Below are 16,303 nucleotides of genomic sequence, written 5' to 3'. Positions count from 1 at the left end.
CCGTTAATAGAAGATGCTCATTGCGCCCATTCGTGCTAGATAAAGCGCAAGCAATGCCACAATCGGTGAAATGTCAATCATGCCGATGGGCGGGATAATCTTTCGAAATGGCTCCATTACCGGCTCAACAACTTTGCCGAGTGCTTCCCCGAATTGCGACTCTCTTAACCCAGGAAGCCAACTCGATAACACGTAAATAAACACAGCCAATTGTAACAACGTTAATGCCATTACAATAATGTTTCCGATTAACACCATTTATTGTTCACCTCAACCTCATTTACTCAAATTCTTGTTGTAACACTTCAGAAATCGCCCCTGAAATTTCTACGTTGTCCGGAGTGACTAAAAAGATGTTGCTTCCGACTTTTTGAATGTCTCCACCGATCGCATAAACGGTCCCACTAAGAAAGTCGACAATTCGTTTCGCTTGATCGCGCTGAATGCGTTGCATGTTTAAAATAACCGAACGTCGATTCTTTAAATGGTCAGCTACATCTTGAGCTTCTTCATAGGTACGTGGTTCAATTAACACCATCTTCGCAGACTGCTGCACGCTTTGCAAGCTCACGACGTTCTTCTTATTCTCTGTTGAAGACGAATTCGAATCTTCGGTATGTGGAACTTCAATTTCTTCTTCAATATAATCTTCATCCACATCGAAAAAGCGTTTGAATCTTGACTTCATACTCATGCGAACGCCCCCTTTACGATTCGTTTCGTTCATCGCCGACGAGTGTTGATCCGAGTCGAATGTATGTTGCTCCTTCTTCAATCGCTAGTTCAAAATCATTGGACATGCCCATCGACAATTCTGTGCACGGCGCGTGCTGCCATTTGTGGCTCTGAACCGTCGACTGCAGTTCTTTCAACTGCTTGAAATACGGCCTCGTTTGTTCAGGATCATCCGTGTACGGTGCCATCGTCATCAAACCGACAACTTCAATCTTGTCAAACTCAGCTAACGATTCAACAAAAGAAATTGCCTCTTCGGGATGAAGGCCTGACTTCGACGCTTCGCCTGAGACATTCACTTGCACAAAGCAACGAAGAGATTCGTCCTTCGTATAACGCTTTTGAATCTCTTTCGCTAACGAGCGTCGGTCCAATGAATGCAAATAGTCAATCCGGTTGACGACATCTTTCACTTTGCGGCTTTGAAGTTGACCGATAAAGTGCCAGCTTGCTTCACGACCTTGAAGGGCATCTTGCTTTTCAACCAAGCCTTCAGTTCGGCTTTCTCCAAGATGACGAATGCCAAAGTCCAGCGCTTGTTGTGCCGTATTTGTTGATACGTACTTCGTAACAGCAACGGTTGTGACCGCTTGTCCAAAACCGCCACGCTCACGAGCATTCGTGATCCGCTCTTCCACGAGCTCTACATTTTCTTTCACGCTCATTGGTCAGTAACACTCCCACAGTTCAATCCGATAAATGCTGCCATTCTCCCAGTCTTCGCTCCGTCTCGTCGATGTGAATAAAACCAATCTGCTTCTTTGTATGTACAATACGTACTCACATGGAGATTGGCCTCTGGCACTCCGGCACTTTGGAGCAACACTCTGTTCGTCTCTTTTAGATCCAATTGATACTTACCCGGGTTTGTCGGGTAGTAAGGTCGTCGTACCGAATGAGGCAAACAAGCATCCACACTCGTAATAATCGTATCGTTCACTTCATAATTTGCTTGTCCGATCGACGGACCGATGTAAGCATGCACCGTTTGCAGATCCACACCTTCTTCTTTCCAAGCTCCGAGCATGTTTGAGCCGATCTGACCTACCGTACCCTTCCATCCCGCATGAGCTAAACCGACAATCTTCCCTTCCTCTCCAATAAAGAAAAGGGGAACACAGTCTGCGTAAAGACTCATGAGGGTGACCGTCGGATCAGTCGTATAAAACCCATCTGCCCCCGCAATTGCCGTTGCCAACGTTTCGCTGCCTGCCCCTCGGTCGAGGGAACCGACCCGTTGCACGTCGTTGCCATGTACTTGCTCAGCAAATACAAATGATTGTTCGTCACGACCGATGCTGGCTGCAAATCGTGACCGATTCTCCAAGACGTCTTCGTTACGGTCACTAACGTGAAGACCGAGATTTAATGAGTTATAGGGTGCTGAACTTACCCCTTGTTTTCGCGTCGAAAATCCAGCTTTCACATCTCCTGGAGGAGATGGAAGTGTAAAAAATTCATTTGTATCATCTAATACGAAAGGTTCTTTGGACATAATTCGCCTTCCTTTTCATATTCTCCTCTATATTTTAGCACATTTCCCCTACTGTACGGTAGCAATCGTCATGATATTCAAAAACTCGGGTCACGCGTCCTGCCCGTAAACATAAACGAGTATTACATCAGTCCCGATTTTTGCGATTTGATTCCAAGGAATCACCATTTCATCATCTTTGCCAAACATTCCGAGCATGCGACCGGAATTGCTAATAATTAACGATTCAATCATTCCTGTTGACAAGTTAATATCTACATCTCCAAGCATACCGAGACGTTTCCCTGTTTGGACGTTAACAACTTCTTTGGATTGTAGGTCTGTAATCTTGAGCATTGCCAAACCTCCTTTGCTTATCCATATGATGAGTTTCAATGGATTATCTCACTTAAATTGCAACTCAATACAGTACGTGAAATTATTGATATTTGTAAATTACACGGTAAAGACAGATGAAATGAGTAGCGCTAGTTTTGTGTTCCCTCCGATATATACGTAACGAAATACGTTGAACGTAAGAATTTCTTCAAAAACCCATGGTAAGCTTTGTGACGTGGAAACTGCGCTCAAGTTGAAGAAAATCGCAGCAAAAGCGATGGATTCTCATAAACTCGGGAACAAGAATGAGCAAACTCGGGAACAGATTACCGGCTCACGTGTACAATCCCCGCGCCGAACCGAGTTCGATTTGGCTTCGGCCCCTCTGGGGCCGACATGTCGTTGGCACTTCAGCCTGGAATCTGCGCGCAAGTTGGAACAAACTGCGCGCAAGTTTGGTGGAATCGGAGCTAAGATTGGTCAAAAGCGCAAACTTGCGCGCAGATGGGGGAAACTAGCGCGCAAAATGGCACCCAGCACCGCGCTACCCCTTCCACCCAACAATGCAAATCCAGAAAATGCTAAGTTCATTCCATATAGATCGTCAAGTATATTGGAAAATCGCCCTTTTTACCGTGACCTAGACCATTTTGGGCGTGGTCTAGATCGCCGATCTCCTAGAAATTACCAACACCGAGCATCCAACCAAATTAGACAAAAGCGCAGTACCGAGGTATGTTGCACTTATGCTCTGGACTGTAAAGAAAACACGGTGGGCGTTCCGGGCCTCCGATGTTGCACTTATGCTCTCGAGCAAAAGCTTCCGCCTGTAGTAAATCAAGAACCAACTGTGCATTTTGAGAAGAACGAAAGTGATATGAGTAAACGTGCGTGCTAGTTAGGCGCTGGGCCTCTTGCTCCTCGACGAAAAACCAGCCCTATGAATCTATTAGGGGCTGGTTTATTGACCACAACACTGTGTGGTTACCTTGTATGTTTGTTCATTTGCTGAATGGCTGCTTTTTCTAGTCTGGATACTTGCGCTTGAGAGATGCCGATTTCTTCGGCAACTTCCATTTGTGTTTTTCCTTGGAAAAATCGCATGTCCAATATCTTTTTTTCTCGTTCGTTTAATCGAATCATCGCTTCTTGGATGGCGATGTGCTCAACCCACGTGCTATCTTTCTCTTTATCATCGCTAATCTGGTCCATTACGTATATCGGGTCTCCACCGTCGTTATAGATCGGTTCAAATAATGATACAGGGTCTTGAATCGCGTCTAGAGCGTAAACGACGTCTTCTTTTGGAAGGTCTAACTCCTTGGCGATTTCTTGTACGGTCGGTTCGGTCGTACGGTTTTTCTCTGCCATCAACCGATCTCGAACTTGCAAAGCTTTGTAAGCTGTATCTCTTAGAGACCTCGACACTCTGATCGGGTTGTTGTCTCGTAAATAACGACGAATTTCTCCAATAATCATCGGTACGGCATACGTAGAAAAACGCACATTATGACTTAGGTCAAAATTATCTATGGATTTCATAAGTCCAATACATCCGACCTGGAACAAGTCATCAACAAATTCTCCTCGATTGTTAAACCGTTGAATCACACTAAGTACAAGTCTCAAATTCCCATTGACTAACGTTTCTCGTGCTCGTTCATCTCCTGCTTGCAATTCAGTGAACAACACTCGCATTTCGTCATTTTTAAGTACGGGTAACTTTGACGTATCAACTCCGCAGATTTCTACCTTGTTGCGTGTCACATGCGTTCCCTCCCACGGCGTCATAGCAGAGAACTTCAACGTTCATCCTGCTTTCATGTTCAGTATGTCCGTGGGAGGTTTTTTTATGCGTTCGGTTTCGTCCTAAAAGAAAGGTTGGAGCGAACAATCTTACGTAGAACCGCAGTCCAATGAGACTTTCTTGATCACACCATTTTATTAAATTCTTTTCTTAGTCTGCGAATGATTCGTTTTTCCAACCTAGAAATGTATGATTGCGATATGCCTAACATATCTGCCACATCTTTTTGCGTTTTTTCTTTTGTTCCTGCTAAACCAAAACGAAGTTCCATAATTTGTTTCTCTCGGGGGTTTAATGTCGTCAATGCTCTTCTGAGCAATGATTTATCGACCTTATCTTCGAGGTCACGAGTAATAATATCATCGTCAGTACCCATTACATCCGAAAGTAAGAGTTCGTTTCCATCCCAGTCAACGTTTAACGGCTCATCAAACGAAATTTCTGAACGAGTTTTGTTATTTCTGCGTAAATACATGAGAATTTCATTCTCAATACAACGTGAGGCATAGGTTGCCAGCTTGATCTTCTTTTCTGGGTTGAATGTATTCACAGCTTTGATGAGCCCGATCGTTCCGATGCTAATGAGATCCTCAATATTAATGCCCGTGTTTTCAAATTTACGAGCAATGTAGACAACGAGGCGCAAGTTTCGTTCAATTAGACGCCCACGTACTTCAGGGTCACCATAAGGCAAACGGTCTAGTAAATCTTTTTCTTCCTCTTTCGAAAGCGGTGGAGGCAAGGCTTCGCTTCCACCGATATAATAAATTTCATCAGGTTTAATGCCGAGGCGGACGAGCAGGCGATACCAACGAATTGTAATCATCTTTTTTGATTTCTTCCACAAAGTAAATCCCCCTTCGGTGAGTGTTGCGTGTTTAACTGGCCTGTTCTGACAGTGTTTCGTCCGGAAGTAAGTCCGGAGGAATGATGCATTGAAATTTGCCTTCAGTCGAAAACGGTTTGTCCTCAAATCCAATAAGGGTGTGAGAGTTCACTTTTCGCTCGTCATCAATCCAAATGACAACTTCAAAGGCGACAACAGCAAAGATAAATCCATGGCTGCTCCCGACAGCACGGTACGGTATGACACGGATTTTATCATCCCAAAGATTGGCACCTTGACTTCCGTCTGTTGCGATCCATTCGATAAACTGAGCAAAGGATGCTTCATCGAGCAATGGGCGCACAATCGATGCTTCTGCTAAAACGACGGGCTTCCTTGAGATCGGATCTTTCAATTGATTGCCAGTATCAACGAGCGCACAAGTGTCAATCCAATCATCCGTTTCTGTCATTCGAATCGATACTCGCACAAGCTTTTTCATCATCTTCTTGTCTTCTTTCACGGCACGTTTGACAATTTCACTTAAAATTAGAACGACGGGGATTGTGGATAGTACGAGCAGTGCGTGCATATGATCTAATAAATGCCATGTAGAAGTGGCTCTCCAGCTTTGAACGAGTGCTGAAGACTGGAAAAACCAGCTCATTGCAACGACCGCACCACCAGATAAAATCGAAATAAAATAAAAGGCGGCAACCGTTTTAAAAAGCCGCCAAAACGTCTGAAAACCGAAAGCAAGCAACACCGCTCCTAAACAGATGAAAAATTGCGAAATTGGAGATGCCAAATATACGCTATAATCCGTCATCCAAAGGAACAAGGGTAAGCCGGTAACTAGCGCTGTGCAGACGATGCGAACAGGCTTTATTTCATATCCAACCCATTTCCCCGTCATATACAAAAGTGAAATGGTTACGATCGTATTCAATCCATAGATAATATCTATGTATAACGTCAAGACACCTGCACATCCTCCCTTCACGAAGGATTCATTTTCCTTGCTAAACTCTTGATATAAGTATAGTCTGCAGCGGTTTCGAAGTATGTCATTTTGTTAGAGTGACCAGGTCGCTGTTTTTCAACCTTTTCGTTCCATTGTGTCGAAAGACAGAAGTGTTCACTCTAGGCAAAGTTTGACACCCCCTATTTACAAGGGATACAGCGAGGGCGTGATATGTTGAAAAAACATTGGGGAATCAAAAGAAAAACGTCCGGTACAACCTCGAAAGGTTGTACCGGACGTTTACTTGTTATTTACGGCGGCGATTTCTAAGAAATGCCGGAATATCCAATGAATCTTCTTCTGTTTGAGATTGTTGAGGTGGTTCCTCATATGACGATTGACGGTTTGATTGCGACGGTCGTTCGGACTCATTGCTTTGAACCGTTTGTTGACGTTTAGGAGCTGTCCCTCTTGTCTTTTGCTGCCTGTGCTTCTTTTCAGTTTGGTCATCAAAACCGGTCGCAATAACCGTGACGACAATCTCTTCTTTCAGATTCTCGTTAATGACGGAACCAAAAATCATGTTCACTTCAGGATCAGAGGCGTCTGAAACGATCTCAGCCGCTTCATGAACTTCAAATAGACTTAGGTTGCTGCCACCTGTAATGTTCATTAATACCCCTTGTGCCCCGTCTACTGACGTTTCTAAAAGGGGGCTTGAAACCGCTTTTTTCGCTGCCTCAGCAGCACGGTTTTCACCGGTAGCAATGCCAATCCCCATCAGAGCCGAACCTTTCTCGCTCATGACCGTTTTCACATCGGCAAAGTCTAAGTTAATGAGACCGGGTGTAGCAATTAAATCAGATATGCCTTGTACACCTTGACGGAGTACGTTGTCCGCTTCACGGAACGCCTCTAACATCGGTGTATTCTTGTCGACAATCTCAAGCAAACGATCGTTTGGTATGACAATTAGCGTGTCAACCTTTTCTTTTAGTGCTTCAATACCATCGCTCGCATGGGTTGAACGCTTCTTCCCTTCAAAAGAGAAAGGTCGTGTGACAACACCAACAGTAAGAGCGCCGATTTCTTTAGCAATTTCAGCAATAACAGGGGCGGCACCTGTTCCAGTTCCTCCACCCATTCCGGCAGTAATAAACACCATGTCAGCGCCGGTTAACGATTCTTCAATCTGTTCCTTGCTCTCTTCTGCAGCTTTTTTTCCGATATCTGGATTCGCACCTGCTCCAAGACCTCTAGTAAGCTTTCCACCTAATTGCAACTTCGTTTCAGCTTGTGAAAGTTGGAGTGCTTGTGCATCCGTATTTACTGCAATAAACTCTACACCTTGGAGGCCATTTTCAATCATACGGTTTACCGCGTTTGAACCTCCACCTCCGACCCCAATGACTTTAATTTGGGCGAGTTGGTCCATGTCCATTTCAAACTCTAGCATTTCAGGTCCCCCTCATTCAGTCAAATGTGCCTGCTTTATTCAAAAAACACTTTAAAGAAATTACGTACGCGTTTTTTTACACCAGGACTGTTCTCATTTTGTTCGTTTACGTGTTTCTCAGCTTGTCTTTTTTTGCGAGCAGGTTCTGCCGGCAACTCTTCAGTGTCGGCTGTTGCTGCAACCATCTCTTTACTAAGCATTTTAACATGCTTATGGGCAAATTCAATGAGTCCTACGGCATTTGTATACCGTGGTTCTCTCACCCCGATATAATCTGGGATGGCCATGCGAAGGTTTCTTCCCATCACATCTCTGGCAAGTTCCAACGTTCCAGGAATCATGACGCCGCCACCAGTGAGTACAACACCTGCAGGAATATCACCGTACTTGCTCAACGTGTCTTCTACGAGTGAAAAAATCTCTTCCATTCTCGGTTCAATGATATGAGCAAGATCTTGTTGTGAATACTCTTCACCATCGTGATTGCCCATCGGAACGATCTTCGTCGTCACATCGTTGGATGCATCATCGATAAACGCATGTCCGTGTTCAATCTTCACTTGTTCAGCTTGTCCCATTGTCGTTCGAAGCCCTGCAGATAAGTCACTCGTTACATGCATTCCACCAATCGGTAATACATGCGTGGCGACAAGCCCACCGTGTTGGAAAAAGGAGACGGTCGTCTGTCCGCCACCTACATCAACCAAACCAACGCCGAGCGATCGCTCATCATCAGAAACAGCGATTTCCCCAGCCGCGAGCGGCTGCAAGAAGATGTCGATAATTTCCAAGTTTGCTTTTTCTACGCAACGCAGTAGGTTATGTAAAACGGTTTTCGAGCCTGTCACCATTAGCCCTTCCATTTCAAGACGAACACCAATCATACCTGTCGGGTCCGTAATGCCATCGTAACCGTCTACAATATACTGCAAAGGCACAACATCAACAATTTCACGATCATGAGGAATGCTAACGACACTTGCAGCGTCTTTCACACGATCAATGTCTTCGTCCGTGATCTCTTTATTCGTACTGGATACTGCAACGATTCCGTGACTCTGATGGAGATCAATATGGTTTCCGTTAATGCCTACAACCACTTGCTTAATTGACATACCCACCATTCTCTCGGCCTTCTCAACCGCTTGACGGATGGCTTTGACAGTAGCATCTATGTCAACAACTGCACCTTTTTTTATCCCTGTTGAAGTCGCATTTCCTACTCCAATGATGTTCAGCATCCCTGCTGACATCTCTCCGATCATGACACGTACCTCGGCTGTACCAACATCGAGACTGACATATAATTCATTACTGTCCATGCGTGGTACCTCCTACTGATAAAAACTCTACCTAGTTTCTGTTATTCATTGTTTACAAGATTAAGCTTCGTTCGCATTGGAAAACGACTTACTTAGATTTAGTTCGATCTCAATACAGCAAATCCCTTTTTCATTTGGAAAAAGAATTACTATGTACAAGTCTACACTATGTTCACCGACTAGGGAAGCGAAAAACGCTCTACATTGCGACTAGAACAAAAGCCACAGCTTCTCTCTCCCCTATCGTTCGTTTCACTCACTGTTTCCAGTTGTAGCCCACCAAAAGTGCCACCTTATGCTTCGTCTGTTGATTCTTCTTCAGGTTGCTCGACTCCGCCTTCTCCAGTATCGATGTGCTCTTCCATCTCTTCATCTTCTTCTTCCCATTGAAATGCTTCAAAGTAAGGGCTCATTTTCATGTGTAAAACGCCATCTTCTGGGGCTGAAATTTGCCTTGCAATCGTTGGGTACGGCGTCATATGATCCGCAAATTGGTTCACAGTCGTCTCAACTTCAATGCCATCGTTCATGTATAGCCTAAGGTGCGTTGGATCGTCTTCAAGCGGATGAATTTCAGAGATATGATTCACAATGCCGTCCCCGAGCTGATCGAGCTCTTCAAAAAACCGTTCTAACAAACGGTCTTCTGTCCAATTATAAATGACCGGTGCATCACTTGGATGCGTTGATAAACTTTGCTCTTCCATCAAGTTTCCGTTGCCATAAACCGGAATAAACTGACCTTCCTGCTCAATATAGGCGGTTCGCTCTCGCTCATTAACAACGATGCGCACGGTTGTGGGCAATGAGCGTCTTACTTCTACAGAGTCAACGTATGGAATTTGTGTGATGGTTTGCTCTGCTGCGTCAAAATCCGCAGACCAAATGCTTGTCCCTGTTTCTAGACCACTGGCAGAAAGGATTTCTTGCTCCTCCCCTATTTCTTGGCCTTCGACTTGGATGGTTTGAATATGGCTTAACGGTGACTGAAAATAGACAACTGCTGCAATGAGTATGAAAAAAATACTCACATACAGAATCAGTCGTCGGTTGGCTCGCTTTTTCCGCTGTTCTTTCAGCGCCGGAATGCGATCTTGTACGGATATGACTTTTTGGTCGTCAGACATATACCTCACTCCTTTTACGAACGGAGCACGTTTCTACTAGGTCGAAGAACCGGAGTTCATTAATTCTTGCACGAGTGCGTACATTCGCTCACCAGCATCTGGTACGGCTGCCTTTTTGGCATTATCGCTCATTTGTAACTGGTTTTGGTCTTGGAATAAATAGGCCAAATCTGCCTCCATTTGCTCAGCCGTCCATTCTGATTCTTTTCGGACAATCGCTGCCCCCACGCGCTCTAGCGACCTAGCATTATGCTCTTGATGATTGTTCGTCACGTACGGGCTTGGGATAAGTATTGAAGGAATCCCCATCGCCGTAATTTCTGCAAGCGTTGTTGCCCCCGCTCGGCTTATGATCGCATCCACACGCTTTAGTACACTCGGCATGTTGTGCAAAAACGGGCGGATGACCACATGTTGAGCATTCTTCGTTTCATTTAATGTTTCCTTTACTTTATCATAGTGTACGTCTCCAGTAACGTACAAGAATTGGCAAGTTTTGTCGGTCATTTTTGGTAACGCATCTAAAAACGCCTCGTGAATCGGTCTCGCCCCCCGACTTCCACCTACGACTAGCACAATAGGGAGCCTACGATCCATGCCAAATTCATTGTGAATGTCTAGTTCTGGTGCTTCCAATGCTTCGGTTGCTCTTGGATTCCCTGTAAAAACAACTTTCTCTTCTTTAAAGTATTGTTTCGCTTCGTGAAACGAAATCGCCACTCGATCGGCGTAGCGACTAAGAAACTTGTTCGTCAAGCCAGGAATGCTATTTTGTTCATGAATAATTGTCGGCACCCCTGCTTTTGAAGCAGCATACATGACCGGTCCGGCAACATAGCCGCCTGTGCCAATCGCCACATCGGGTTGAAACTGTTTAATGATTGATTTAGCTTTTTTCGTTCCACGCAAAAACCGTTGCACCGTCTTCACGTTTTCAAACGAAAGCTTTCGTTTGAATCCGGAAATTTCAATCGTTTGGAAAGGGATGTTTTGTTTTGGCACAATGGTACTTTCCAATCCGTTTTCTGTTCCAACGTATAAAAACTGGGCGTCGGGGTTTTGTTTTTGTATTGTATGAACGAGTGCGAGCGCCGGATAAATGTGACCTCCGGTGCCGCCTCCTGTGAGTAGAACTTTCATGTTTTTCACCTTTTCATGTGTAAATATAAATGCGCACAACTATACGCTGCGAACATTACTGCTAATGTTAACTAAAATGCCTAGGGCTACAAGCATGAGTGTTAACGAAGACCCACCATAGCTTAAAAGTGGCAACGTAATTCCAGTTACCGGAATAAGGCCGATTACAACCCCGACATTAATTGCGACTTGTATGAACAGCATACCAACGATTCCAACTGCAAGATATGTGCCAAACGAATCAGGTGCTAATAGTGCAGTACGAACCCCCCGCCAAAGAATAATCGCAAACAACGAAATGACAGCGACACCTGCGATAAATCCTCCTTCTTCAGCGATCACCGCAAAAATAAAATCGGTTTGCGGCTCAGGCAAGTAAAAGTACTTTTGCCTACTTTCACCAAACCCCATTCCGAAAAGTCCGCCAGGACCTATAGCATAAAGTGATTGAATAATTTGAAACCCTGTGCCGAGTGGGTCACTCCACGGATCCATAAACGACGTAATCCGATCAATTCGATACGGTGCGGAAGCGATTAGCCCGACAAAACCTGCAACACCAATCCCACCCATTACAGCAAAGTGTCTGACTCTTGCCCCCGCTACGAATAAGATGACAAACGATGTAGCCACCATTACCGCGCCTGTTCCTAAATCGGGTTGTAGCATGATCAACCCAAAAGCTGTAAAAATGATCGCTAAAAGTGGAAGTAAGCCGGTCTTAAACGATTGGATCTTTTGTGGGTTGGCTGCCAACCAGTGTGCTAAAAACGCAATCATAGCCAGTTTCATAAACTCTGACGGCTGAATCGAAAATGCCCCTACCCCGATCCAGCTTTGCGCACCGCCTCGCACAAGGCCTACGCCTGGAATGAGGACGAGAATGAGCAAGCCAAAACAGATAAAAAGACCGAGCAACGTAAACCTACGCCAGTTCCAATAATCAACATGCATCATAATCGTCATACCGATCACACCGACAAAAGCAAATAACATCTGTCGCTTTGCGAAATAGTACGGATCGGAGAAACGATACTCTCCCCATGCCGCACTTGCACTGTACACCATGATGACCCCAATAATTAATAGAGCACCAATGGCAAACAACAGTAGACCGTCTGCCGTTTTTTTCTTTTCACTCATAATTTCACCCCGTCACATCGCAACGTCATGCTTTGTCCAAAAAGGACACGCACATACTACAGCTTATGACGGGGTGAGGAAGAACATGTCCTAGCTTTATTCGATTGCTCCGATTGCTCGAATAAATGCCTCGCCTCGTTCTTCAAATGTTCGATATTGATCCCAACTTGCACATGCTGGAGACAGTAGGATCACATCCCCAACATCAGAAGCACGAAAAGCAGTGGCAACGGCTTCGTCTAATGTGTTTGTCGCTTCTGTCGTTTGAACACCTGCAACATCAGCCGTTGATTTTAACTTATGTTTCGTTTCCCCATAAGAGATTAACGCTTTTACATTTTCCATACTGCTCATGAGGCCATCGAATTCATTGCCACGATCTAAACCACCAGCGATGAGAACGACCGGCTCTTTGAATGCTTGTAGTGCTTTTTCTGTGGCAAGAATATTCGTCGCTTTGCTATCATTGAACACTTTACGACCTTGAAGCGTCTTCACGTACTGCAGACGATGCTCTACACCTGTAAATACGTTCAACACATGCGCAATGGCACGATCGCTCACTCCGGATAGTTTAGCCGCTGCAACAGCTGCCAATATGTTCTCCAAATTGTGGATCCCCGGAAGCGCAGCATCTGCTCGCTTCATAATTACCGTACCTTGCCAATAGATGTTGTCGTTCATGTAATAGGCCCCGGTATTTAAGGGGCGCTTTACAGAGAAGGGAACTTTCGTCGCTCTCGATTTCTCAGCGGCCTGCACAACGATTGGGTCGTCAGCATTGTAAACAAAAAAGTCTTCTTCTGTCTGTTCTGTCGTGATTCTCGTTTTCGAATTCACATAGTCTTCTTTCGTGCCATGATAATCAAGGTGCGCATCAAAAATGTTCAACATCAAAGCAATTTTCGGCTTAAAATGCAACGTTCCTTTGAGTTGAAAGCTCGATACCTCAGTCACCATAAATCCATCTTTATCAATAGTTCTAGCCACTTCGCTCGCTGGGCGGCCGATGTTCCCGGCTACTTCAGCTTGTTTTCCATCTTCGCTAATCATCCGAGTAATTAATTCTGTCGTCGTCGTTTTTCCGTTAGAACCGGTAATCGCAATCATCGTTCCTTCGACCACTTGTGCAGCCAGTTCAATTTCAGTAATGACGGGAATATCAGCTTCAATCGCTCGTTTAACGAGGGGATTATCGTAGCGAATGCCTGGGTTTTTCACGACGAATAGAGGGCGTGGCTCCAATAAAGATAAAGGATGCCCACCGGTCACAAAAGAAATGCCGAGTGATTCTAGTTCTTCTGCGTTTTGTAACTCTTGTTTTTCTTTGTATTCGTTGACAGTCACACTCGCTCCTAAGTCATAAAGCAGTCGAGCCGCAGCTTCTCCACTTCTGGCTAGCCCGAGAACAACCACCTTTTTGCCATCTACAGAGAAATCATTCATAAACTTAACACCCCAATGTAAACACCCGCTGCAGCAAAGAACATACCCGCTACCCAAAATACGATAACGACTTTCCACTCTGACCATCCAACGAGCTCAAAATGATGGTGAAGAGGGCTCATTTTAAACACTCGCTTACCTGTTAATTTAAACGAGATCACTTGGATAATAACTGATAATGTCTCAATGACAAATACCGCTCCGATAATAATGAGCAAGATTTCCATTTCAAGCAAGATGGCAACCGCTGCAATGGCACCACCTAACGCGAGAGAACCGGTATCACCCATAAACACTTTTGCCGGATGGGCATTGAAGACGAGAAAACCAAGCACAGCACCGACGACAGCCGCCGAGAACACAGCAATTTCAAGTTCACCGGCACCGAAAGCAAGAACAGTAAATGCCCCAAAGGCAATCGCTGATGTCCCGGCTAACAAACCATCAAGTCCGTCGGTTAGATTCACCGCATTGGACGCACCAACGAGCATGACTGCGATGAGAACTAAGTATAAGATGCCGATGTCAATAGACATGCTTGTTGCTGGAATATCCACAGATGTAGAAAATCCATAGTTTCTAAGCACAAAGTAAAAAATGATGGACACGACCAATTGTGCGAGTAACTTCTGCTTAGAATTCAGGCCAAGGTTTCGTTTCATGACCACTTTAATAAAATCATCTAAAAACCCAACAATACCAAAAGCGAGCGTAACGAGTAGCAATAGCCACACTTGATAGTTGAGCTCTAATTCAGGAATAAATAAAATGACCGCTACCGCGGAGATCATCAAACTGAGTAAAACGACAATCCCACCCATTGTTGGTGTTCCGCTTTTCTTTTGGTGACTTTTAGGTCCTTCATCACGAATGCTCTGCCCGAACTTCATCCGATGCAAAATCGGGATAAACAAAGGGGAAAGAGCGACACATAAAACAAATGATACTGCGATGGCTATGAGAATTGATGGTTCAAACATATCCGGTCTCTCCTTTCTCCTCGTTTATCCTCGCTCGGCAAGGCGTTCTTGAATGGCTTGGGAAGCTTCTACGCGATCATCAAAATCATGGAACACACCCGCGACTTCTTGGTACGTTTCATGCCCTTTTCCGGCAATCACGACAACGTCGCCTGCTTCTGCTTTATGAATCGCTGTTTGAATCGCCTGCTTACGGTCAGTGATTACGGTATACGGTTGGCCTTCTGCTCCCGCGCGCATATCACGTAAAATCGCTTCAGGATCTTCAGAGCGTGGGTTATCACTAGTGAAAATCGCCTCATCGCCGTAGTGCACAGCAATTCTCGCCATTTCTGGTCGCTTTGTGCGATCCCGATCGCCACCACATCCAACGACGACGTATACGTTTTTGTTAGCAAGTTCTTTCACCGTTTTTAATATATTATCCAAACTGTCTGCGGTATGAGCATAATCAACAATTACCGCAAAATCCTGGCCAGCATCGACGGTTTCAAAGCGACCTGGAATTGGCTTTGAGCTTTCTAGGCTATCTTTTATATCTTCTACTGAAATTCCCGATACGTAGGCACTAGCCGCTGCAGCGAGAGCATTATACACATTAAATCGGCCGACCATCTTTAAATTCAAATCAACGGATTGATCTCCGATAATCATGCGAAAGTATGTGCCTCCTGGACCGGCATGCAAATCGGTGCCTCTTACATCGGCACCCTCACTCAGTCCGTACGTAATGATTGGAGCTGAAGTAATGCTCGTCATATAGTCACTGTGCTCATCGTCAATATTAATCACCGCTGCTTTTCGCTCATCTGTGTAAGCATTGCCTAACTGAGAGAACAACAAGCCTTTCGATTGTTTATAGTTCTCCATCGTCTCGTGGTAATCCAAATGATCAGCGGTCAGGTTCGTGTAGACGGCAATGTTAAAATCGGTGCCTCGGACCCGTCCTAGCGCCAATGCTTGGGAAGATACTTCCATCGCGACGTGTTGAACATCGGCATCTCTCATCTGAGTAAACGTTTGTTGCAAAAGAAGGGACTCAGGAGTTGTGTTTTTAGATTCTTCGATTACATCGTTAAACTTTGTGTACAACGTCCCAATGAGACCTATGTTCTTACCTGCATGTTGAAAGATGTTTTCGATAAGGTGTGTCGTCGTCGTTTTTCCATTTGTACCTGTCACACCGATGACGTTCATATCTTTTGTTGGGTTTTTGTAAAATTTCGCTGCGAGTTGGGCAAGGGCACGATACGTATCTTTCACTTGAATCACCGGTAGCTTCGTTTCTACAGGCTCTTCTGCTAAGATTGCCGCTGCCCCGCGTTGTTCAGCTTGTTGAACAAAGTCATGGCCATCAACGGTAAAACCGCGAAGTGCCGCAAAGAGCACCCCAGGTTGCACCTTTCGAGAGTCCATTTCAATGGCGCTTATTTCTGGATTTACATTATTGTGTTGTTTGTAAACAAGCACGTCTTCCACGAGTTCATTTAACTTCATTATTTATCACTCACTTTCATTCTCACAAGCAATAATTATATCATTAA

At 44.8% G+C, this 16,303-nt stretch carries 16 protein-coding genes; all 16 read right to left on the bottom strand.

What is annotated here, in order from left to right; genetic code table 11:
• Positions 1–3 precede the first annotated feature (3 nt).
• Positions 4–258: a YggT family protein gene (locus tag ACE1TF_RS01960; RefSeq protein ID WP_042423536.1), complete on the bottom strand. Its 255-nt coding sequence runs from the start codon at positions 256–258 to the stop codon at positions 4–6.
• Between the two features lie 22 nt (positions 259–280).
• Positions 281–694, bottom strand: a complete 414-nt coding sequence (locus ACE1TF_RS01955) for a cell division protein SepF (RefSeq protein WP_042401927.1) — start codon at positions 692–694, stop codon at positions 281–283.
• A 13-nt stretch (positions 695–707) separates the two neighbouring features.
• A complete protein-coding gene (locus ACE1TF_RS01950; RefSeq protein ID WP_042401924.1) occupies positions 708–1,400 on the bottom strand; it encodes a YggS family pyridoxal phosphate-dependent enzyme in 693 nt (230 codons plus the stop codon).
• Entirely contained in the window at positions 1,397–2,230 is an 834-nt protein-coding gene (pgeF, locus tag ACE1TF_RS01945; RefSeq protein ID WP_375013815.1) for a peptidoglycan editing factor PgeF, read from the bottom strand. Before pgeF ends, ACE1TF_RS01950 begins: the two co-directional genes overlap by 4 nt.
• Before the next feature lie 90 nt (positions 2,231–2,320).
• On the bottom strand, positions 2,321–2,566 hold the full coding sequence (locus ACE1TF_RS01940) for a YlmC/YmxH family sporulation protein (RefSeq protein ID WP_042401922.1): 246 nt from the start codon (positions 2,564–2,566) through the stop codon (positions 2,321–2,323).
• A 966-nt stretch (positions 2,567–3,532) separates the two neighbouring features.
• Positions 3,533–4,315: an RNA polymerase sporulation sigma factor SigG gene (gene sigG, locus ACE1TF_RS01935; protein WP_042400821.1), complete on the bottom strand. Its 783-nt coding sequence runs from the start codon at positions 4,313–4,315 to the stop codon at positions 3,533–3,535.
• A gap of 164 nt (positions 4,316–4,479) precedes the next feature.
• Positions 4,480–5,202: an RNA polymerase sporulation sigma factor SigE gene (gene sigE / locus ACE1TF_RS01930; protein ID WP_255343733.1), complete on the bottom strand. Its 723-nt coding sequence runs from the start codon at positions 5,200–5,202 to the stop codon at positions 4,480–4,482.
• Between the two features lie 31 nt (positions 5,203–5,233).
• Complete coding sequence (locus ACE1TF_RS01925; RefSeq protein ID WP_375013812.1) at positions 5,234–6,160, bottom strand: sigma-E processing peptidase SpoIIGA; 927 nt, start codon at positions 6,158–6,160, stop codon at positions 5,234–5,236.
• A gap of 292 nt (positions 6,161–6,452) precedes the next feature.
• Positions 6,453–7,601, bottom strand: coding sequence for a cell division protein FtsZ (gene ftsZ, locus ACE1TF_RS01920; RefSeq protein WP_042430654.1), 1,149 nt, complete (start codon positions 7,599–7,601; stop codon positions 6,453–6,455).
• Between the two features lie 35 nt (positions 7,602–7,636).
• Complete coding sequence (ftsA, locus tag ACE1TF_RS01915; RefSeq protein ID WP_375013809.1) at positions 7,637–8,923, bottom strand: cell division protein FtsA; 1,287 nt, start codon at positions 8,921–8,923, stop codon at positions 7,637–7,639.
• 293 nt (positions 8,924–9,216) lie between these two features.
• Positions 9,217–10,050, bottom strand: coding sequence for a cell division protein FtsQ/DivIB (locus ACE1TF_RS01910; protein ID WP_375013807.1), 834 nt, complete (start codon positions 10,048–10,050; stop codon positions 9,217–9,219).
• A gap of 36 nt (positions 10,051–10,086) precedes the next feature.
• The gene (murG, locus tag ACE1TF_RS01905) at positions 10,087–11,190 is read right to left on the bottom strand and encodes an undecaprenyldiphospho-muramoylpentapeptide beta-N-acetylglucosaminyltransferase (RefSeq protein ID WP_375013805.1); all 1,104 of its coding nucleotides are present in this window, start codon (positions 11,188–11,190) and stop codon (positions 10,087–10,089) included.
• 39 nt (positions 11,191–11,229) lie between these two features.
• Positions 11,230–12,333: a stage V sporulation protein E gene (gene spoVE / locus ACE1TF_RS01900; RefSeq protein ID WP_375013803.1), complete on the bottom strand. Its 1,104-nt coding sequence runs from the start codon at positions 12,331–12,333 to the stop codon at positions 11,230–11,232.
• A gap of 96 nt (positions 12,334–12,429) precedes the next feature.
• Positions 12,430–13,779 (bottom strand): UDP-N-acetylmuramoyl-L-alanine--D-glutamate ligase, encoded by a 1,350-nt coding sequence (gene murD / locus ACE1TF_RS01895; protein WP_375013801.1) that lies wholly within the window; start codon positions 13,777–13,779, stop codon positions 12,430–12,432.
• A complete protein-coding gene (gene mraY, locus ACE1TF_RS01890) occupies positions 13,776–14,759 on the bottom strand; it encodes a phospho-N-acetylmuramoyl-pentapeptide-transferase (protein WP_375013799.1) in 984 nt (327 codons plus the stop codon). Before mraY ends, murD begins: the two co-directional genes overlap by 4 nt.
• A 24-nt stretch (positions 14,760–14,783) precedes the next feature.
• Complete coding sequence (locus ACE1TF_RS01885) at positions 14,784–16,256, bottom strand: UDP-N-acetylmuramoyl-L-alanyl-D-glutamate--2,6-diaminopimelate ligase (protein ID WP_375013797.1); 1,473 nt, start codon at positions 16,254–16,256, stop codon at positions 14,784–14,786.
• Positions 16,257–16,303: the final 47 nt, after the last annotated feature.

This window comes from Geomicrobium sp. JSM 1781026, from assembly GCF_041949955.1.
Classification (GTDB): Bacteria; Bacillota; Bacilli; order Bacillales; family Marinococcaceae; genus Geomicrobium_A.
This window is presented reverse-complemented; position numbering and strand designations above follow the sequence as displayed.

Excerpts from the sequence above, each read along its gene's own strand:
- mraY (WP_375013799.1), bottom strand. The coding sequence starts at position 14,759 with ATGTTTGAACCATCAATTCTCATAGCCATCGCAGTATCATTTGTTTTA.
- ftsA (WP_375013809.1), bottom strand. The coding sequence starts at position 8,923 with ATGGACAGTAATGAATTATATGTCAGTCTCGATGTTGGTACAGCCGAG.
- ACE1TF_RS01885 (WP_375013797.1), bottom strand. The coding sequence starts at position 16,256 with ATGAAGTTAAATGAACTCGTGGAAGACGTGCTTGTTTACAAACAACAC.
- ACE1TF_RS01955 (WP_042401927.1), bottom strand. The coding sequence starts at position 694 with ATGAGTATGAAGTCAAGATTCAAACGCTTTTTCGATGTGGATGAAGAT.
- pgeF (WP_375013815.1), bottom strand. The coding sequence starts at position 2,230 with ATGTCCAAAGAACCTTTCGTATTAGATGATACAAATGAATTTTTTACA.
- spoVE (WP_375013803.1), bottom strand. The coding sequence starts at position 12,333 with ATGAGTGAAAAGAAAAAAACGGCAGACGGTCTACTGTTGTTTGCCATT.
- ftsZ (WP_042430654.1), bottom strand. The coding sequence starts at position 7,601 with ATGCTAGAGTTTGAAATGGACATGGACCAACTCGCCCAAATTAAAGTC.
- ACE1TF_RS01910 (WP_375013807.1), bottom strand. The coding sequence starts at position 10,050 with ATGTCTGACGACCAAAAAGTCATATCCGTACAAGATCGCATTCCGGCG.
- murD (WP_375013801.1), bottom strand. The coding sequence starts at position 13,779 with ATGAATGATTTCTCTGTAGATGGCAAAAAGGTGGTTGTTCTCGGGCTA.
- murG (WP_375013805.1), bottom strand. The coding sequence starts at position 11,190 with ATGAAAGTTCTACTCACAGGAGGCGGCACCGGAGGTCACATTTATCCG.
- ACE1TF_RS01950 (WP_042401924.1), bottom strand. The coding sequence starts at position 1,400 with ATGAGCGTGAAAGAAAATGTAGAGCTCGTGGAAGAGCGGATCACGAAT.
- ACE1TF_RS01960 (WP_042423536.1), bottom strand. The coding sequence starts at position 258 with ATGGTGTTAATCGGAAACATTATTGTAATGGCATTAACGTTGTTACAA.
- ACE1TF_RS01940 (WP_042401922.1), bottom strand. The coding sequence starts at position 2,566 with ATGCTCAAGATTACAGACCTACAATCCAAAGAAGTTGTTAACGTCCAA.